This window comes from Peribacillus frigoritolerans, assembly GCF_004358755.1.
Classification (GTDB): Bacteria; Bacillota; Bacilli; order Bacillales; family Bacillaceae; genus Bacillus_P.
In genome coordinates, this window is the sequence record NZ_SMZY01000002.1 from 237,248 (window position 1) to 254,334 (window position 17,087).

The 17,087-nt window shown below is 40.8% G+C and carries 22 protein-coding genes and 1 pseudogene; 5 read left to right on the forward strand and 18 right to left on the reverse strand.

Translation table 11 applies throughout. From position 1 onward, the window contains the following. Nucleotides 1-147: 147 nt before the first annotated feature. Nucleotides 148-438: a DUF6509 family protein gene (locus E2R53_RS08680; protein WP_309191351.1), complete on the forward strand. Its 291-nt coding sequence runs from the start codon at nt 148-150 to the stop codon at nt 436-438. 171 nt (nt 439-609) lie between these two features. Here the strand turns inward: E2R53_RS08680 and E2R53_RS08685 are convergent, their stop codons facing one another. The 5 genes from E2R53_RS08685 to E2R53_RS08705 all read right to left on the reverse strand — a co-directional run bounded on the left by E2R53_RS08685 (nt 610) and on the right by E2R53_RS08705 (nt 3,981). Beyond that, nucleotides 610-1,005, reverse strand: a complete 396-nt coding sequence (locus E2R53_RS08685; protein ID WP_133311392.1) for a cytosolic protein — start codon at nt 1,003-1,005, stop codon at nt 610-612. 96 nt (nt 1,006-1,101) lie between these two features. Next, nucleotides 1,102-1,719, reverse strand: a complete 618-nt coding sequence (locus E2R53_RS08690; RefSeq protein ID WP_133311393.1) for an acetate uptake transporter — start codon at nt 1,717-1,719, stop codon at nt 1,102-1,104. Between the two features lie 152 nt (nt 1,720-1,871). Beyond that, a complete protein-coding gene (gene cspD / locus E2R53_RS08695; RefSeq protein ID WP_070878053.1) occupies nt 1,872-2,075 on the reverse strand; it encodes a cold-shock protein CspD in 204 nt (67 codons plus the stop codon). Between the two features lie 699 nt (nt 2,076-2,774). Next, entirely contained in the window at nt 2,775-3,233 is a 459-nt protein-coding gene (locus E2R53_RS08700; protein ID WP_133311394.1) for a TlpA disulfide reductase family protein, read from the reverse strand. Nucleotides 3,234-3,438: 205 nt separating this feature from the next. Further along, nucleotides 3,439-3,981: a peroxiredoxin gene (locus E2R53_RS08705; protein ID WP_133311395.1), complete on the reverse strand. Its 543-nt coding sequence runs from the start codon at nt 3,979-3,981 to the stop codon at nt 3,439-3,441. Nucleotides 3,982-4,311: 330 nt separating this feature from the next. Here E2R53_RS08705 and E2R53_RS08710 point away from each other — a divergent pair, with 330 nt between their 5' ends. Then, nucleotides 4,312-5,169, forward strand: coding sequence for a mechanosensitive ion channel family protein (locus tag E2R53_RS08710; protein WP_133311396.1), 858 nt, complete (start codon nt 4,312-4,314; stop codon nt 5,167-5,169). A gap of 144 nt (nt 5,170-5,313) precedes the next feature. On the opposite strand, the gene E2R53_RS08715 is transcribed toward E2R53_RS08710, so the two are convergent. The 7 genes and pseudogenes from E2R53_RS08715 to E2R53_RS08745 form a co-directional block, all read right to left on the reverse strand. Continuing rightward, nucleotides 5,314-5,556 carry a YkuS family protein gene (locus E2R53_RS08715; RefSeq protein ID WP_133311397.1) on the reverse strand — a complete coding sequence of 81 codons (243 nt, stop codon included), beginning with the start codon at nt 5,554-5,556 and terminating at the stop codon, nt 5,314-5,316. A gap of 55 nt (nt 5,557-5,611) precedes the next feature. Beyond that, complete coding sequence (locus tag E2R53_RS08720; protein ID WP_133311398.1) at nt 5,612-6,739, reverse strand: N-acetyldiaminopimelate deacetylase; 1,128 nt, start codon at nt 6,737-6,739, stop codon at nt 5,612-5,614. A 72-nt stretch (nt 6,740-6,811) separates the two neighbouring features. Continuing rightward, on the reverse strand, nt 6,812-7,522 hold the full coding sequence (dapD, locus tag E2R53_RS08725) for a 2,3,4,5-tetrahydropyridine-2,6-dicarboxylate N-acetyltransferase (RefSeq protein WP_070878041.1): 711 nt from the start codon (nt 7,520-7,522) through the stop codon (nt 6,812-6,814). Nucleotides 7,523-7,601: 79 nt separating this feature from the next. Next, nucleotides 7,602-8,060 carry a flavodoxin gene (locus E2R53_RS08730; RefSeq protein ID WP_133311399.1) on the reverse strand — a complete coding sequence of 153 codons (459 nt, stop codon included), beginning with the start codon at nt 8,058-8,060 and terminating at the stop codon, nt 7,602-7,604. Nucleotides 8,061-8,077: 17 nt separating this feature from the next. Continuing rightward, nucleotides 8,078-8,974 carry an exo-alpha-sialidase gene (locus tag E2R53_RS08735; RefSeq protein ID WP_133311400.1) on the reverse strand — a complete coding sequence of 299 codons (897 nt, stop codon included), beginning with the start codon at nt 8,972-8,974 and terminating at the stop codon, nt 8,078-8,080. Nucleotides 8,975-9,092: 118 nt separating this feature from the next. Continuing rightward, nucleotides 9,093-9,409 (reverse strand): annotated as a pseudogene (locus E2R53_RS08740) (flavodoxin domain-containing protein); the annotation flags it as partial. 254 nt (nt 9,410-9,663) lie between these two features. Continuing rightward, complete coding sequence (locus tag E2R53_RS08745; protein ID WP_133311401.1) at nt 9,664-10,542, reverse strand: LysR family transcriptional regulator; 879 nt, start codon at nt 10,540-10,542, stop codon at nt 9,664-9,666. Between the two features lie 121 nt (nt 10,543-10,663). Between E2R53_RS08745 and E2R53_RS08750 the strand changes: the two genes are divergently transcribed. Together E2R53_RS08750 and E2R53_RS08755 are read left to right on the forward strand one after the other, a co-directional pair. Next, the gene (locus E2R53_RS08750) at nt 10,664-11,395 is read left to right on the forward strand and encodes a sulfite exporter TauE/SafE family protein (RefSeq protein ID WP_133311402.1); all 732 of its coding nucleotides are present in this window, start codon (nt 10,664-10,666) and stop codon (nt 11,393-11,395) included. 12 nt (nt 11,396-11,407) lie between these two features. Beyond that, nucleotides 11,408-11,773 (forward strand): VOC family protein, encoded by a 366-nt coding sequence (locus tag E2R53_RS08755; protein ID WP_133311403.1) that lies wholly within the window; start codon nt 11,408-11,410, stop codon nt 11,771-11,773. Between the two features lie 41 nt (nt 11,774-11,814). Here E2R53_RS08755 and E2R53_RS08760 read toward each other — a convergent pair whose 3' ends face one another. The 6 genes from E2R53_RS08760 to E2R53_RS08780 all read right to left on the reverse strand — a co-directional run bounded on the left by E2R53_RS08760 (nt 11,815) and on the right by E2R53_RS08780 (nt 15,871). Beyond that, nucleotides 11,815-13,329 (reverse strand): MDR family MFS transporter, encoded by a 1,515-nt coding sequence (locus E2R53_RS08760; RefSeq protein WP_133311404.1) that lies wholly within the window; start codon nt 13,327-13,329, stop codon nt 11,815-11,817. Between the two features lie 177 nt (nt 13,330-13,506). Continuing rightward, nucleotides 13,507-13,953, reverse strand: coding sequence for a cyclic-di-AMP-binding protein CbpB (gene cbpB, locus E2R53_RS08765; RefSeq protein WP_206197370.1), 447 nt, complete (start codon nt 13,951-13,953; stop codon nt 13,507-13,509). 348 nt (nt 13,954-14,301) lie between these two features. Beyond that, nucleotides 14,302-14,493: an antirepressor AbbA gene (gene abbA / locus E2R53_RS08770; RefSeq protein WP_070878022.1), complete on the reverse strand. Its 192-nt coding sequence runs from the start codon at nt 14,491-14,493 to the stop codon at nt 14,302-14,304. A 74-nt stretch (nt 14,494-14,567) separates the two neighbouring features. Next, nucleotides 14,568-15,086, reverse strand: a complete 519-nt coding sequence (locus tag E2R53_RS08775; protein WP_133311405.1) for a ribonuclease H-like YkuK family protein — start codon at nt 15,084-15,086, stop codon at nt 14,568-14,570. Nucleotides 15,087-15,471: 385 nt separating this feature from the next. Further along, the gene (locus tag E2R53_RS23180) at nt 15,472-15,621 is read right to left on the reverse strand and encodes a hypothetical protein (protein WP_165970932.1); all 150 of its coding nucleotides are present in this window, start codon (nt 15,619-15,621) and stop codon (nt 15,472-15,474) included. 13 nt (nt 15,622-15,634) lie between these two features. Continuing rightward, nucleotides 15,635-15,871 (reverse strand): YkuJ family protein, encoded by a 237-nt coding sequence (locus tag E2R53_RS08780; protein WP_101564785.1) that lies wholly within the window; start codon nt 15,869-15,871, stop codon nt 15,635-15,637. Nucleotides 15,872-16,074: 203 nt separating this feature from the next. On the opposite strand from E2R53_RS08780, the gene E2R53_RS08785 reads away from it, so the two are divergent. Continuing rightward, entirely contained in the window at nt 16,075-17,058 is a 984-nt protein-coding gene (locus E2R53_RS08785; protein WP_133311406.1) for an MBL fold metallo-hydrolase, read from the forward strand. The last annotated feature ends 29 nt before the right edge of the window (nt 17,059-17,087 follow it).

Consider the following 17,087-nt stretch of genomic DNA (forward strand, 5'->3'; position numbering starts at 1 on the left):
CTTTCATTTCTCTTGCACTATGTAAAAAAGGAGCCATTCTATGTGAGATTAAGTAACATTTTTGTGTAAAATTTGTGTTATCTCCTTTTTTTCGTTAGGATAAGGAAGAGACAATTGAATTAAATTGAGAGATTGGAATGATACATATTGAATATTGCAGCCTTCACGGTTGAAAAATTGCATGATCCATTCGGCATTCTATCAGGAGATCGTTACGAATTCTTTCTGGAGCTTGATGTGGATGAAGACGATGAATTATATACAGAGAAGGGCCTGCTGTTAAAGGTTATATACTTAGTCGATGACAGCGGCGGAAGAATCTCCGTTTATCACCTCATGGAAAAAGAAACAAACACATTTCTTGATTTCGAGCTTGATGAAGAAGAAGAGGCCATGATCAAAGAATTTTGCCAGGGGCATTATTCAGAAGAAAATTAAGAAAGAGCAGGCGGTTAGCCTGCTCTTTTTTTATGAGATAAGAAAGTGCTTTGATGTCTAGCTCCATCGCCCAACTCCTCGGCCAGAACGGATCCGAAAGTATTGGCAAAAAGAGCCGTTTCTGACGGATCCTTATCTGTCTGCCTGCGCTAATCGGGCGCTTGCGCTTTTTTATGCTTCTATTTTTTTGCCTTCTTCCACGATATGAAACAGAAGATGCGCCAGATGATGGATCGGTCCGTGTGCTTCTTCCTCTTCGTTCGTTTCTTCATTAAATTCCAGATCATTTAAATAAAGAGCCGTAAATTGATAGAAATCCTTCAGCTCAAATGAATAACATGCACTTGGATCTTCCTGTTCTTCTTCATAATGAAGAACGAGGTACCACTCTTTTCCGTCTTTATCTTCCCCGTCAAAGAAAATGAAGAAGCCGACGTTAGTATCAAGCTCGAACAAATGGCGCGTACCGCCTTCTGTTACAAGGTGGAAATCTTCCTCGTTCAGTTTTTGAACGGTCATTGCATCTGTTTGATCTTCTTTATGAAATTCTACTGAAAATGAATTCATGCTATCTCTCCTATGTATTAGATTCTTCCCTATCGTATACCACTTTTCACTGAAAAACAAAACGAAGGCCCCTTTTTCAAAAAAGGAGCCGTTTCATTACTTTTTAAAAATGCCAAAAGGTTTTCCGATCGGCAGAAAAACACGTCCAAAATGTGCATTCAGCACTGCTGCCGCTGAACCGTAGAACGATAAGAGAGCAATCAGCATTTCAGAAACCGCCGCAAGCATATGCGTCGCTTCGTGCATGATGCCGAAAGAACTTAAAGAAAGTCCGATAAATAAAAAATCAATAAGGACGAAAATAAAAAATAATACTTTATGCGTTTCCATGGCACCAACTGTCATGAATAAGCTGAAGATTAAATAGCCTGCAAAAGCAAAGCCAAGCTGTTTTGGATCAACGCTTCCTGCAAGCTCTTCTCCGAATACACCTAATTGAATAAGCCAAGAACCTCCGACACCAAGCCAAAAAAGGCCAAATGCACCAAAAGCAGTCGTTCCGAACGTGTTGTTGTGCTTTGCATCATTGATGCAGGCAAACAGCTGAGCAAATCCCCCTAAAAAAATCGCCCACGGTAAAATAAATGAAAGACCCTCTGTTAACCCAAGCTTTTGCGAAGAAGCAACGAGTGTAACCATTGCAAGTCCAAAAAGTCCAAGCGCTGAAGGATCTGCGGTTGTCATTTTTACTTGTTGTACATTCTGATTGTTCATGATGAACCTCCTATATTTTAAACACATACTTGAACAAGATACAGGATTGAAATAGCGGTGTCAATGAGTTTTTAAGGGATATAAAATAGTAAACGATTACATTTTCTCCGGAGAAAATAAAAAAAGCTGCCATCAGGCAGCTTTTTAGTTCATTATAATTTTACAACGTTCTCTGCTTGAGGTCCGCGGTTGCCTTCAACGATGTTGAATTCAACTTCTTGGCCCTCTTCTAACGTTTTGTACCCCTCGCCAGTGATCGCGCTGAAGTGAACGAATACATCGTTTCCGCCTTCAACTTCGATAAATCCAAAGCCTTTTTCTGAATTAAACCATTTTACTTTTCCAGTTGCTTGCATGAGAAAACCTCCAAAAATTTTTTAATATGTCCTACTATTTACAACATGGTAAATAAAATATTCACATATTATAAAGAGTATCAATAGAGGAATAGATAGTCTTTATAACATGTGAATGCTAAACCCCATATGAATTCATCTTAAAAAGATTTGACTGATAGTCTGACAATATTTATTGGTCATTCATTTATTTAACTGTGAACACAAAGCAACGAAAGCCCTACCTCTCTCTCGTCCTTGCGGCTCCGATGACCGCGCCAGCTTGAATTGAGCTAACAAAAATCAAAGGATTTGAACTTGAAAAACTAGATTATCCAATAAGGATAATTGAATGTGAAACTCTATTATTTCTTGGTAGAAGGGTATTTATATTATGAACTAACTTTTTTATTATACATTGTTTGAAGAAGGAAATCAACTTTTGGGCATGTTTTAGCCGACTTTTTGTCGAATACTTTAGAGAAAGTTTTTAAATCGCTTTATTTCAAGCACAATCTTAATTAACCAGTTCAGTTCGAACTCATTAATAATTATCAATAGGATGTTTTCGCATCGATTGTTGTTGTTTTTGATTATTAATGTTGTCCGTTCCTTTCCGCTGCAATCCACTAATGGTTTTAAACATCTAGTCTAAAAGCAACAAAGTTTATGAACAGAGCCTATCAAAAAAAGCGCCCCATTATCCGGGGCACTCTTCGCTTATTCTGCTGCGTTTTCTGTTTCAGCCAATACGCGGTTTACGCGCTTTTCAAGCATTTTCATGCCGCTTCCGCCTGCCTGGAAATGACGAAGAGCTCCAGTTTTATCAAATACATAGTACGCAGGCACATATTGATTATCAAATGCATCTGTCAGCTTGTGTTCGCTGTCAACGAATATCGGCTGTGTGATGTCATGCTCTGCTGCTGTTTTTTTAATGTCCTCTAAATTAAGATCGTCCTCTGATCTAGGCATGTGAACGGCAACCACGTTCAGTTTGTCTTTGTACTGATCTCTGAATTCATTAACCTGAGGCATTGCTTCCTTGCAGAGATGGCAGCTTACAGACCAAAAATGAATGAGTGTTGGTTTTTCACCAATTAAATCTTCTTTTGTCTGCTGGCCGTTCAGCCATTCCGCTGCACCGTTTAACTCCGGCATTTGTTCGCGTAATTTCATTGTGAACCCTCCAATACTTGTTTAAGAAAAGCTCTAGCGCCCGTTTAGCGCAGGAAGACAGGTAAGGATCCGACAGAAAAGGCGCTTTTTGCCAATTCTTTCGGATCCGTTCTGGCCGTTCGCCATCAAAGCGCCAAAATTTTATACTTTCTTATCTCTTAAAAAAGGCCTAACCGAGAGTTAGACCTTCTTTTTCTTTTAAAACTTATAGAGTTGCTTGTCCTGGCTTCCAGTTAGCCGGGCAAAGTCCGCCAGTTTGCAATGCTTGAAGCACACGAAGTGTTTCATCTACATCGCGGCCGATGTTGTTGTGGTTTACAACAGCATACTGAAGCTCACCGTCTGGATTGATGATATATAGTCCGCGAAGAGCAACACCTTCTTCTTCGATTAACACGCCGTACTCGCGTGATACAACGTGGTTTGTATCAGCTGCAAGCGGGAATTTCAAATCGCCAAGACCGTTTTCTTTGCGGTCTGTGTTGATCCAAGCCAAGTGAGTATGAATTGTATCTGTTGAAACGCCGATAACCTCAGCATCAAGGTCTTCGAACTCGTCAGCGCGGTCAGACATTGATGTAATTTCAGTTGGACATACAAACGTGAAATCCATTGGATAAAAGAATAATACTGTCCATTTGTCGTTTTTCATGTTTTCTTCAAGACTTACTTTACCGAATTCTTTGTTAGCCATTACAGCATCCATTTCAAAGCGCGGAGCTTGTTTTCCTACCATGCGTTCTGCCATTATGTATCCCTCCAAAATGTATTTTGATATCTGGTATCGATATCAGCTTAATTGAGAATAATCAAATGATTTTCTCAACTGGTGACTTATTCTTTTCACATTGAACATTATAGAGCAATCCATATTTTTAGTCAATGTTAAATAATAATTAATTTAATATAGAGAGCTAGGTTCAAATGAATACATCAATTGGTATTCCCTTTTCTGCACCATATCAATCATTAAAATTCTGCAAAATGCGATTGATTTCTACAAATTAAGTTTAACATGCTGAGCAGCGGGTAACCAAATAATTAGTCTTGGTTTAATTACACAGGAAGGATGTTGCAGATGGAATTTTTTGATTTACTGAACAAAATTAATTGGGCAGGTCTTATGACCACTGCAGGAATTATCACCTTAAAGCTGATTGGGATCCTGATCGCTTTCGTTGTGGTGAAGGCGATTGGCACACGGGTTGTTGATAAGACGTTTACACGCGTGCAGCAGCGCCAGTCCATTTCAATCGGCCGGTCTAGAACCCTTCAAAGCTTAACATTAAATCTCTTTTCTTATCTTTTAATTTTCATTTTTGTTGTAATGGTGTTCGAGGTATTTGAATACGATGCGACAGCACTCCTTGCAGGTGCCGGAGTTGTCGGACTTGCGATTGGTTTTGGAGCTCAGGGCCTTGTAAGCGATGTTGTAACAGGTTTCTTTTTGCTTCTCGAAAAACAAATTGATGTGGAGGACTATGTGACGACAGCCGGTTATTCAGGAATAGTTGAACAGGTTGGGCTGAGGACAACTCAGATCAGAAGCTTTGACGGTACATTGAATTTTGTGCCGAACCGTGAAATTGTCAGTTTAAGCAACCATTCGCGCGGAAACATGAGAGCGCTTGTTGATATAGGTATTTCATATGATGATAATATTGATGAAGCCATCTCCGTTCTTCAGGAAGCGTGCGACCGCATTGCTGCTGAAGATCCTGCGATTGTTGACGGACCAAGCGTCATAGGCGTTCAAGGATTAGGAGCTTCAGATGTTGTCATCCGCATCATTGCCAAAACTGAAAACATGATGCAGTGGGGAGTCGAAAGAAATCTCCGCAAGAAATTAAAAGAAACACTTGATGCCCACGGGATTGAGATTCCGTTTCCGCACCAGGTATTTGTTGAAAAGAAAGCACATGAAGTACAAAACTAAAAATATCATCTAAAAAAGCTGCCGAACGGCAGCTTTTTTAGAAAGAAGATCGCACAAAAAATTTGCGCTTCAATGTCTAGCTCCACCGCCCAACTCCACGGCCAGAACAGGTCTGCCTGCGCTAACCGGGCGATTCCGCTTCTCTTATTGCATTCTGCTTTCAACATGCTGGCAAATTTCATCTGCCGTATAACCGCTTGCACTGAAAACAGACCCATTTGTCACCGCATTGCTGATCCCCATGATATTGGAATCTTGACCGGTAATGATGCAGAAGTCACAGCCTTTTGCATCCTCTTCATTTCGCAATTGAATGACCTCATAGCCTTTTTCCTGAAGAGCTGCTGTTACATCTGATAATGATTGTTCAACACCTATTTTTGGCATTTCATCCACCTCCTATCACTAATGTGTCACATGGAGGGGACGTTTATTCTTGGATTCAATTTGCTTTATAGAGAAAATATTTGCACATCAGCTGAACAGCCGTTTCAATCGCTTCTTCTTTAGGCTGCAGTTTAGAATGGTGAAGTCCGTATGGGGATTCCACTCCGAGCCAGAACATAAAGCCCGGGATTTCATCGAGCATATAGCCGAAATCCTCGCCTGTCATTGCTTCACGGCATAATACAACCTCTGTATCCGTGTTTCCTTTTGTGAAATCCATGAATTCTTCAGTAAGCTCGTGATGGTTATATACTTGGTGATACATTGAGCCATAGTCAATAACCGCCTTGCATGCATAGCCAATCTCTAGCCCATGAACAAGCGCTTCAATCCGTTCTTTCACTTTTTCCATGGATTCAACAGAAAGCGTTCGGATGGTTCCTTCAAGTCTGGCATTTTCTGCAATGATATTTTGCACAGTCCCTCCGGTAATTTTCCCGAAAGTAATGACTGCACTGTCCAATGGGTCGACATTCCTTGCAACAACAGACTGCAGCTGTGTGACAAGTGAAGCTGCCGCAACGATCATATCCTGTGTTGTATGCGGATAGGCCGCATGTCCGCCCTTGCCTTTTAGGTCAATAAAAAGTTCTGACGTATTGGCAAAGAGCAAACCCGGACGGGTGGCAATTGTGCCTACCGGATATTCAGGCGCAATATGGAGTGCGGTAATTAAGTCTGGCTTCCACTCTTTCATGACTTCACTCTGCAGCATAGGTTCAGCTCCGCCTGGGCCCTCTTCAGCAGGCTGAAAGATAAAGAGCAGATCATCTCGAACTTGATTTTGAACAAAATAAGTGATAATGCCAAGTGCAATCGTCATATGAAAGTCATGACCGCAGGCATGCATGCGGTCTGTGTGCTCTGATTGAAAAGAATAATCCGTTTCTTCAACAATCGGCAGCCCATCCATATCTGCACGATAAGCAATGGTTTTCAATGGATCGATCCCTTTTACTTTAACAAATATTCCAGTCTTCCACGTTTTGATTTCAAGTCTTTCAGATGGCAGTGAACTTAAATAGTTCAGAAGGTATTCCTGCGTCTTAAACTCCTGAAAGCCAAGTTCTGGGATACGGTGGAGATCCCTTCGAATCGTAATTAATGATGGCAGCTGATCCATGACACTTCCCCCTTTTACCTATAGAGAAGGCGCGGATGAAAGTCATCCACGCCTTAAAAACAGAAACTCGTATTATAGCTGTCTTAATTCTTGTTTGATTTCTGTTTTTGATTTTGTTTTTTCGTCGATATCTTTAATTTTTCGTGCAGGTGTACCAGCTACCACTGTATAAGGAGCTACGTCATCAATAACAATCGCTCCTGCAGCAACAACCGCTCCTTTTCCGACAGTAACGCCCTCAAGGACAACTGCATTCGCTCCGATTACAACGTCATCTTCAATGACAACCGGTTTAGCTGATGGCGGTTCAATAACTCCAGCAAGAACAGAACCTGCTCCGATATGACAGTTTTTTCCGACTGTAGCGCGTCCGCCAAGGACAACATTCATATCGATCATTGTACCTTCACCGATTACAGAACCGATATTAATAGAAGCACCCATCATAATGACAGCATTATCCCCGATTTCCACTTGATCACGGATGATCGCGCCTGGCTCGATGCGGGCTTTGATGCCTTTCATGTCAAGCAATGGAATCGCTGAATTGCGTCGGTCATTTTCCACAACGAAATCTTCAATTTTAGCTTCATTTTTTGTTAAAGCCTCTTGAATTTCAGCCCATTCACCGAAAACAACCCCGCTGTTTCCATTTAAAAATGTTTTTGAAGAAGAACCAAAATCGATGCCTTCTACGTCACCTTTTACGTAAACTTTTACAGGTGTTGATTTCGTGCTATTTTGTATAAATGAAATAATCTCATTTGCATCCATCATTTTCATATGTATTCCTCCTTCAGACTATGTACTTCATTACTGTATCAAAGGAAGTGTTTGTTGACAAGCCGATTGTCTGCACAAATTATGAGCGCACAGCCGATTGGATGCAGCGGGTAAATTGGCGGCCGAATTCCAGACATGCTTCTTCCTGATCACCATCCGGAAAACACTCAATCTTAAGGCTTTCCATAATAAGAGAGCCACTATTCTGCTGAATTTTTTCAGCGATCAGGTCCACTGCACCGCAAAAAAGATCATAAGCTGTATCACCGGAACCAAATAAAGCAATCGTCTTATCTTCAAAATCATAATCGTCCATCTCATCATAAAGATCCAGCATTTCATCAGGCATCTCTCCGTCTCCCCATGTATAAGCACCAATTAAGAAGTGATCATACTCTGTGAAAACGGTGCCGTCAATATCCATTGCTTCAAACTTTTTTGCTTCTGAGCCCGCTTCTTTTAAGCCTTTCTCAATTAAATCGGCAATGGCTTCCGTATTGCCTGACATGCTTGCATAAATAATGGCTGTTTTCCCCATTTATTCAATCTCCTTTCTTAATGAACCACTGTTGAATAACCGTACAAGTCACCCCGTTTGCTTTCATGAAGGCCTGCTGCAAAAAATGAACGTCCGCTGCCTGCAACTCTGAACGCATGCCCTTTAATTGTTTCTGCAGGAAAAAGGGCCATAGTGTCCTCATGTAATGCATATATCCTGGAAAATCCGTACTTATCTTGACTTGACGCGGCATATGTGATTGTTTCATCACAAAAAACATCCAGAAATGCTTTTTCGCTGTAGATATTTTGACAGCTGGTCCAGTTAAGGGCATGTCCATCATTCAGGTTAGCCATTTCAATACTTCCTGCATGTCCTTTAGCTGAGCCTCTGCAGACCAGCAGATTTCTATTTTTATCAACGGCTATTGAAGAAATCATGGAGTGTGCTTCTTTTTTAATCCTTGTAAAGGAACCTAAATGATAATCATATCTCCACAAGCCCCCATGCTCAGCATGAATCTGTGTACCGATAAAAAGCTGATTATCATGGAGATAGAGAGATCTGATAACAGGTTTCGAGGAAAAGTGCTTAAACGGCTTAAATCCGTTCCATGATCTCCCGCTGTCATTTGACTGATAAATCGTATGTTTTCCGTGAATGATGACCGTTCCATCATCATTACCCGCAATGGACCAGATGGCTGCTGTTGTCGGAAGGTACGCTTCAGTGCTTGAGAAATCCGAAGTATTCATACGGAAAATAAAGCCTTCTTCGCCGACTCCGAATAAATAAGAACCAAGTAATTTTAAGCAGCGGATTTTCTTATCAATTCGGAGAAGCATTTCCCATTGATCATCGCCGTCAAAAAAATAAAGCCCTTCATTTTTTATGGCAACAAAAAATCCGTTTCCCGCAACATTTTCGACTGCTGTTGCACCTCTATGAAACATTTAATGTCACCTTCCCGTTTTTGGCACACCATGCAGAAAAAGCTTCTGCAAACTGGATGCATTCTGAGGTTTCCTCTTCTGATTCTGGTGAACCCTCTATTTTCAGCAAGTCTGCAAAAACATCCGCCCCTGTTTCCGTAAATCTTTCATGCAATAGGTCGACTGCTTCACAAAATTTCGGATACGTGTGATCCCCTGATCCAAAGCAGGCAATATGTTTGCCTGTAAGATCAGCAGCAGCAAGTTCTTCATAAAAGTCCTCTGCTTCATATGGAAGATCCCCATCCCCCATGTATAGGATCCAGCGAGTATATGATCGTACTCCTTGATACTTTCACTATCACAAGCATCCATTTCTTCATATGTAACTTCCATCTCATCTTCCTGCAGTCTTTTTCCGATCAGTTTAGCAATATCTTCTGTATTTCCTGACATACTTGCATATATAATAAGAGTTTTTTTCAACAAAGCCACCTCTGTAATTGATAATGATTTTCATTTTCATACGTTTACTATAATTGAAATTGATTCTCATTGTCAATGGGGTTTTATAAAATTAGTCTGTTTTTGATTATTACTATGGTCCGTTCCTTTCCGCTTCACTAAGGTTTACAACTTTTAGTCTCAAAGCAACTAAGTTTAAGAAAAGAGCCTTTAAAAAAGAAAAAGCAGCTCCATTTGAAAGCTGCTTAATGAATCTCTTTCTCATTCTCTTTTAATACATCCAGAAATGCCTGAACTTGCTTTAATTTAAACGAAGATTCAAATCCAAGCAGCCAGGTATCTCTGACAATCGGCTCGCCGTGTTCATTCAGCAGCGGTATTTTATAGATATCCCGTTCATCATCAAGAAGCGTAACGGATGGCAGGATGGCGTAGCCTATGCCATTATAGGCCATTTGTTTGCACGTTTCGATCTGATCCACTACAATGGTGCGTTTCGGACTGCTTTGAAAATGTTTGTGCCACCAATCCTGAATTTCCTGATAGTAAGATGAATCGCTTTTAAATTGGATAAATGGCCTTTCTGTTTCAATAAGGTCCTCAACCTTCTGAATTTCAGTATCTACTAAATATAATGTATCTGTGAGCAAATGCTGTTTGACGCCTTTCCACTCGGGGTTTCCCCTTATGATTCCGATGTGAACATGGTCCTCGTACATGCTTTTTAAAATTTCGCTGCTCCAGCCTGTAATAAGTGATATTTTCGCATGAGGGTATTTACTGACATATTGCTTTAATATGTTAGGCAGCCAGTGCTGTCCAATAATTGAAGCGACGGCTATCTTGAGTGTTCCATGAACCTCTCCTTCAAGCTCTGATATTTCCTCTCTCAGTTTCTCTTCTTTTTTCGTTACCTCTTTTGCAAAAGCCACAATTTTTTCTCCGGATGGAGTAAGAGTAAGTCCTTTTTGAGAGCGGATGAAAATCTGAAACCCCCATGATTTTTCAATCGACTGCAGTCTTTGAGACAGCGCAGGCTGCGAGACAAACAGCCGTTCAGATGCTTTCCGCATATTCATTTCCTCTGACAGAACAACGAGCATTCTTAATTCCGTTAACTGCATCTGCATTCCCCTTGATAAGTTTTTCTTATATTATAAGCTAATTTTTTCAACATTTCATAATCATTAAAGGAAGAATATACTAATTTTAAAGAAACATTTTCATATAGGATGTGATAACTTCATGGAATGGCCGATTTTTTTCATTGGAATTGCAGCTACTTTTATCGGAACTCTTGCGGGCAGCGGAGGCATGATCAATATGCCGCTCATGCTCCTTTACGGCTTGCCAGTTCATACAATCATCTCCTCTAATAAATTTGCCAATACGCTGAGCTCTTTTTCAAGTTTTTATGTGCTGCTGAAAAAACGGGAGATTCATTTTAGAGAAATTTTGTATACAGCCCCTTTTACGATATCAGGAGGAATTACCGGTGCTTTTTCCACGAGCAGGATTAACGAGAACACAATGACGTATATTGCTCTTTTTCTGTTGATTTTCGCTTTAGGATTAAACTTTTTAAGAAAGCCGAAGGAACAAAACTCTGGGGAGAGCAAAATAAAAAAAAGACTCTATCCTATTGTCTTCGGGATTGGCGCTTATGACGGCATGTTCGGACCAGGCCAGGGTACTCTTCTGATGTACACATTTCTTCACCAGGGTTTTACTTATATTAAATCTGTTGCTTTTACGAGATTTCAAACGTTTTTAAGCTGTTCAGGGGCATTTGCCACGTATGCAATGGCGGGAGTTATGAACTGGACGATCGCCCTGAGTCTGGCCGCCGGAAGCATTATTGGAGCTCAGCTTGGGGTAAGGTTTGCAAGTAAACTCAGTTTTGCCCACGCCTCTTGGCTGATCCGGCTGATTACCGTTCTGATCATCATACAGTTATTTTATAATCTTATTTTTTAGGAGGAAAAGGACATGAGTTTATCTATCGTAAAGCTGCATCATATCCAGCTGTGTGCACCATTTGAAGAAGAACAAAAAGCGCGTGAATTTTATTTAAATACATTGGGATTTGAAGAAATAAAAAAACCCGATTCTCTTTTAAAGAATGGCGGGTTCTGGTGCAAAGCCGGAAACGCAGAGCTCCATATCGGTCTTGAAAAAATGGAGCAGGCGAAAAGCAAACGTCATCCTGCCTTTCAGGTAGAAGATCTTGAAGCTGCCAGGGCCTTGCTTGGAAAATATAAGATCAAGATTCAAGAAGAAACAGAGATTCCCGGGGTTCAGAGGTTTTCCTTTTTTGATCCGTTCGGGAATAGGATTGAATTGCTGGAGATTTAGAACTTTTTTCAAGTTTAAAAAAGCGTAAGAGGGATTCCCTCCTACGCTTTTTTACTTTCTTTAGGCAAATTTAAAATCAGCAGAAAACTGATGACGGCGAAAGCAAAAACAACCATGTACACACCGTGCAGAGACTCTGTCAAACCGGCCTTTAACGCCTGGGTCGCCTCGTTTGAAAGCTTATCTGCAGACTCGGAGCTAAGTAGCTGATTGACAGTATCTAAATTGACTGATTCATTGATTCCCTGCTCCTTAAAATAAGACTGCAGCCTTGTATTTAAAATCCCCCCCAGAAGGGCAGCTCCAATCGTATTGCCAAGCGTTCTCATAAACATATTCGCAGCAGTCGCGGATCCGCGCTGCTCCCAGCTGACTGTGCTCTGGATTGAAACAATAAATGCTGTTGTCGTCATCCCCATGCCAATCCCGACTATAAACGACCCCAGGGCTGCCCACAGCGGACCGTCATCTGGGCTTAAATTAAAAAAGACAAGACTTCCTGCAATCAGGGCGATTCCCCCGATGACAGAGGTTGTCCGGAAACCGATTTTCAAAAGCAGATTGCCGGATACAGTTGCAGCTATCGGCCATCCAATCGACATAGCAGTCAGAGTGAAGCCTGCGACAATTGGTGTTTGTCCCATTACTGCCTGGACGAACGCAGGTAAAAATGAAGAAATGCCTATCAGCATGACACCCGTAGTCAGTGATGTCATATTCGCAATCAAGATGCTCTTTTCTCTCCAAATTCCAAAAGACATCATAGGCTCTTTTGCACGTTGTTCTTGTCGAATAAATAGGACAAAAGAAAGAAGGGCTGCAGCAGACAGAAAAAGAACGGGAGCTGACAGCCACGGCCACCTGATGCCGCCTTCAACTAGGACAATCATTGCTGTACTTATAGATGCAAATAACAGGAAAGCGCCTGTGTAGTCAATCGAATGCTTTTTCCGCTCCACATCCTCATGCAAATACAGCACCAATCCAGCGATCGCCAATAATCCAAGCGGAATGTTAATCCAAAACACAAAGCGCCAGCTGACGAATTGGACAAGCAATCCCCCTATTGCCGGACCCATGATGGCAGAGATTCCCCAGACACTCGATAAATAACCTTGGATCTTTGCACGTTCTTCCTTCGAATAAATGTCCCCGACAATCGTTGATGCTACCGGCATTACAGCACCTGCACCAAACCCTTGGACAAATCTCGCAGCAATCAGCCATTCCATAGAATTTACCAGCCCGCACAAAATCGAGCCGACTAAAAAAACGGAAATGCCAAAGATCAAAACTGGCTTTCTTCCGAATAAATCCGAAAGCTTGCCATATATTAAAACCGTCACGGCATTCATCAGCAAATAGGAAGAAAAAATCCAGCTGTAAAGAGAAAAGCCCCCAAGTTCGCCTACAATTGCCGGCATCGCAGTGGATACAATCGTTGCCTCAATTGCTGCCATAAACATTGCAAGCATAACAGCCGCGAGAACGAAGGGGCGCTTCATATTGGATGATTGTTTCTTGATTTGTTCTTTTTCAAGCACTGCCTGAGTCATAAGAATCCCCTCCCGTTAAACAGTAAATAAGAAAAGCGCAAGCGCCCGTTTAGCGCAGGCAGACAGATAAGGATCCGAGGAGCCTGAGCGATTCCGCTTGCCATCTAAGCGCAAAATTTTATCCTTTCTTATTTTCAAAAAAAAGAAGGAGGCAGGCATGCTCTCCTTCTCTCACCATTATCTGTCTTTGATGTTTATTTGGTTTTTCAGTTCTTTAAGAATTGCCCGTCTTGTCAAAATCCCTTCAAACACGCCTTCCGCGTCTACTACGCAGACAAAAGAGTGGTCGATGACCAAATCTAACCCTTTGGAAAGAGGATCATTCAACAAGAGACGCGGAATATCAGAGTTCATCGCTTCTTCTACTTTCATTTCCTCAAGCTTTTCAAATTCAATTCTTTGGAGACCAAGAATCGCATCCATCATCATATTAGTGCCGAGCAGTCCGTGAAGCTTGAAAAAAGGATCAAGCACAGGCACCGCTGTATACCCCGTTTTTGTCAGAACAAGCAGGGCGTGCTCAAGATTATTCCCCACCTGCACATGCGCAACTTTATCTGCTGGAATCATATACTCTTCTATTGTTGATTCATTTAATAATTTGGTTGTATGTAGACTAATCAATTTGTTCTTCCTCTCTAAAAAAGTTCAGACCGAACAATAATACCCCTTCATGTCTTTTTTGAAACATCCCTTTATATTTTACCACAAAGAGCCTAAGAAATGCGGAGCCGGCTGTTTAGCTATTATACACAGCAAGTGATTTCAATTCTTTTAGATACTTACTGAGTAAATCCTTTAATTTTCCGAATTTATTCCTGAGCTCTTTCCCGTATAATTCCAAGAATTTACCCACAGTTTTAGTGCAAAGAGTCTGACCGACAACCAATCCTCTTTAAAAGAAAGCGCATACAGACAAAACTATACCACAAAAAAAGATACTCTAACGCAGAGTATCAAACATATGTACCTTTATAGTTCAAATCTGATTCGGTCATACAGGCTTACCAGCTTCTGATACGTTGCGTTATCTGTTTGTTTAGTCCCGCTCTCGATGTCATAAATTTCGCTGCTGATCAGCTCGAGAGCATATTGCTGTTTAAGTAAAAGCTCCACTAAAAATTTTTGATCGTCTGATGAGAGTATTTCAACTGCAGAATTCATTTTTTATTGCCCCCTTATGATTTAGAGTAATCAATTTTTGAGTGTTGCGTCAACCGCAAATTCCGACACTTTCTTCACTTAGTGAATCGATTGGCATAGCTGAATGCTGTATATGAATCAGGCTTTATTTTTGCTTCAATTCCCATAGCCTGTATTCTGCCTGTCATCTCCTGAATCAGGTCTTTGGTCAGTCCTTTTCTCCCAATATCAAGGTGAATTTCAAACATCAAATCTGCCCCTTCATCTGAATAAGGAATCAGAATTTCTGCCAGTTCTGCGAGATAGTTTGTTGTAAAAGCGTAAGCCAGCTCCTGACTTAATGTTGTTTCCATTGATATTTTTTCATGCAGGCTGTTAATCGGCCTTGGGATAACCATATTTTTCAAGCAGCCCCATGCCCCTTTGCCAATGCGGTGCACATGGACAGCAGTAATAAACTTCGTATCAAACTGGTGTACTTGAGAATCTGTTCCAATGGACAATATATATTCAGCACGCGGATCATTTGAAATGAACGTTTTAATTCTTTTGATCATAGCTTCAAATGACATACTTCCTTCAGACACATTATAAAAGATAAAGTGATCAGTCATATGACAGCTCCTTTTAAGAAAAAAATACGGAATCAACATATTATATGCTTGGCTCCACCCAGTGTTGAGTAAAATTGGCGTAAATTTTATAGTATATTTTTTCCTCACAATGCCATTTTTAAACAAGCATCCGCAGGTTTAACTTTTCTCTTGCAAAGGAGCTTTTTTTCATCGACCTCTTTTCTTCCATTCCATTTAATGATAAGACGCCCGTTTCTCCATGAAAGTTTCCGATATTTTAAAAATCTTCAAAAAAAACTCTGATGAGGATTTTTTATCGCTGTTGGGGATTATATGTGGTTATTTCATGAAGCATGTTTTCAGGTTTGCACCATTCATCCGCTTAATCTCGCATAAAAAAAAAACAGCCAATAAACTTGGCTGCTTAACCTTTTTTCGTTTGAATATTACGCATATGATAATTGCAGTTGGAACACGAATAAATGACATTTTGATTGGACTGGGCAGTCAGTACCTCATCAAGAGGCCGCTGCTCATGACAATTTGGACAAATGACGCTTGGTTTCGTATTCATCAGTTCCCTCCTATTATTGGAGCAAATCAAAAATTTCAATTGCGATCATATCGATATTGTCAAATTGATAAGATTGAGGCTTTTCATCTTTTTGAAATACTTCTAATTCGAACGTATCGGTTTTATCAAAGTATTTAACACTGCAACGTTTTTCACCCTCCACTTCAAAGAAGCGCTGGTTGGGTTCATTTGAAGTCGCGTTTTCTTGCAGACTTTGAAGTCTAGTAATGATACCTAAAAGCTGTGACATTAGTATCACCTCCAACAGAGTGAGTCAACTTGAGGTCCGCCTTCGCCTCTAGTTTGTGCGTCCTTATTTATTCTATCCATCCATTTTAGCCTGAAAATAAGTCAGAATATTCGCATCTCCTTTACATTAAGAGTCTGCAAATTTAAAATGGTAGTGATGGGAGAAACCAATTTTTTTATCGATCACAAGGGGGTTTAAGATAAATGTCGCTTGTAACCAAAATTGATGAACGTTTAGCAATCATTGATAGTCATGATTTAGGGATGACGGGTCGGACAAGTTCCTATGTATTACTTGAAGAGGATATCACACTCTTTGAGCCTTCATCAAGTCCTTCTGTCCCGTATATTAAAAATGGGTTAAAGGAACTTGGCATAAAACTAGAAGATATATCCAATATCATCGTTACACACATCCACCTTGACCACGCTGGGGGCGCGGGTTTACTGCTTGAAAGCTGTCCAAATGCAAAAGTGATTGTCCATCCGAAAGGCGCAAAACATTTAATTAATCCTTCTCGTTTAATTGCAGGGGCAAAAGCTGTATACGGAGAAAAATTTGAAGAATTGTTCTCCCCGATTATACCGATTCCAGAGGACCGGATTTTAATAATGAATGACGGCGAGTCACTCAGGATCAGCCAGGATTCTGTTCTAACTTTTTATGATACACCTGGACATGCCAACCATCACTTCAGTATCCTTGACCATAAAAGCAACAGCATGTTCACTGGTGATACAATCGGAATTTTTTATCAGGAGCTGCTTTCTGACGGGCTTGAATTTTATTTGCCGTCTACTTCGCCTAATCAATTTAATCCGGAAGCAATGGAGAAGTCAGCTGCTTTTTATGAAAGCTTAAAATTAAATGCCCTTCATTTCAGTCATTACGGTGTCAGTCCGAATCCACAGCACGCCATAGACGCTATGAGACGATGGCTGCCGATCTTCCTGGAATGTGCACAAAAAGGCATGGAGCAGTCCAAACCATTCTCCTTAGAAAATGCGTCAGAACATGTTAAAATAGAGCTTCAAAATCAAGTTTTTTCTTATTTAGATGAGCAAGGAATCCCAAGGTCACACCGGGTGTATGACATATTAGCTTTAGATTTATCCGTCTGCGCCATGGGTCTGGCTGATGCTTTTTATAAGAAAAGCGCAAGCGTCCAAGCGCAGATAGACAAATAAGGATCTGGCCGAGGAGCCTGAGCGATTCC

Excerpts from the sequence above, each read along its gene's own strand:
- E2R53_RS23180 (WP_165970932.1), bottom strand. The coding sequence starts at position 15,621 with ATGAATACGAAACCAAGCGTCATTTGTCCAAATTGTCATGAGCAGCGG.
- E2R53_RS08690 (WP_133311393.1), bottom strand. The coding sequence starts at position 1,719 with ATGAACAATCAGAATGTACAACAAGTAAAAATGACAACCGCAGATCCT.
- E2R53_RS08760 (WP_133311404.1), bottom strand. The coding sequence starts at position 13,329 with ATGACTCAGGCAGTGCTTGAAAAAGAACAAATCAAGAAACAATCATCC.
- E2R53_RS08785 (WP_133311406.1), top strand. The coding sequence starts at position 16,075 with ATGTCGCTTGTAACCAAAATTGATGAACGTTTAGCAATCATTGATAGT.
- E2R53_RS08780 (WP_101564785.1), bottom strand. The coding sequence starts at position 15,871 with ATGTCACAGCTTTTAGGTATCATTACTAGACTTCAAAGTCTGCAAGAA.
- E2R53_RS08710 (WP_133311396.1), top strand. The coding sequence starts at position 4,312 with ATGGAATTTTTTGATTTACTGAACAAAATTAATTGGGCAGGTCTTATG.
- E2R53_RS08735 (WP_133311400.1), bottom strand. The coding sequence starts at position 8,974 with ATGTTTCATAGAGGTGCAACAGCAGTCGAAAATGTTGCGGGAAACGGA.
- cspD (WP_070878053.1), bottom strand. The coding sequence starts at position 2,075 with ATGCAAGCAACTGGAAAAGTAAAATGGTTTAATTCAGAAAAAGGCTTT.
- E2R53_RS08775 (WP_133311405.1), bottom strand. The coding sequence starts at position 15,086 with ATGACTGATCACTTTATCTTTTATAATGTGTCTGAAGGAAGTATGTCA.
- E2R53_RS08720 (WP_133311398.1), bottom strand. The coding sequence starts at position 6,739 with ATGGATCAGCTGCCATCATTAATTACGATTCGAAGGGATCTCCACCGT.
- abbA (WP_070878022.1), bottom strand. The coding sequence starts at position 14,493 with ATGAATTCTGCAGTTGAAATACTCTCATCAGACGATCAAAAATTTTTA.
- E2R53_RS08745 (WP_133311401.1), bottom strand. The coding sequence starts at position 10,542 with ATGCAGTTAACGGAATTAAGAATGCTCGTTGTTCTGTCAGAGGAAATG.
- E2R53_RS08730 (WP_133311399.1), bottom strand. The coding sequence starts at position 8,060 with ATGGGGAAAACAGCCATTATTTATGCAAGCATGTCAGGCAATACGGAA.
- E2R53_RS08700 (WP_133311394.1), bottom strand. The coding sequence starts at position 3,233 with ATGAAATTACGCGAACAAATGCCGGAGTTAAACGGTGCAGCGGAATGG.
- dapD (WP_070878041.1), bottom strand. The coding sequence starts at position 7,522 with ATGAAAATGATGGATGCAAATGAGATTATTTCATTTATACAAAATAGC.
- E2R53_RS08755 (WP_133311403.1), top strand. The coding sequence starts at position 11,408 with ATGAGTTTATCTATCGTAAAGCTGCATCATATCCAGCTGTGTGCACCA.
- E2R53_RS08705 (WP_133311395.1), bottom strand. The coding sequence starts at position 3,981 with ATGGCAGAACGCATGGTAGGAAAACAAGCTCCGCGCTTTGAAATGGAT.
- E2R53_RS08715 (WP_133311397.1), bottom strand. The coding sequence starts at position 5,556 with ATGCCAAAAATAGGTGTTGAACAATCATTATCAGATGTAACAGCAGCT.
- E2R53_RS08750 (WP_133311402.1), top strand. The coding sequence starts at position 10,664 with ATGGAATGGCCGATTTTTTTCATTGGAATTGCAGCTACTTTTATCGGA.
- E2R53_RS08685 (WP_133311392.1), bottom strand. The coding sequence starts at position 1,005 with ATGAATTCATTTTCAGTAGAATTTCATAAAGAAGATCAAACAGATGCA.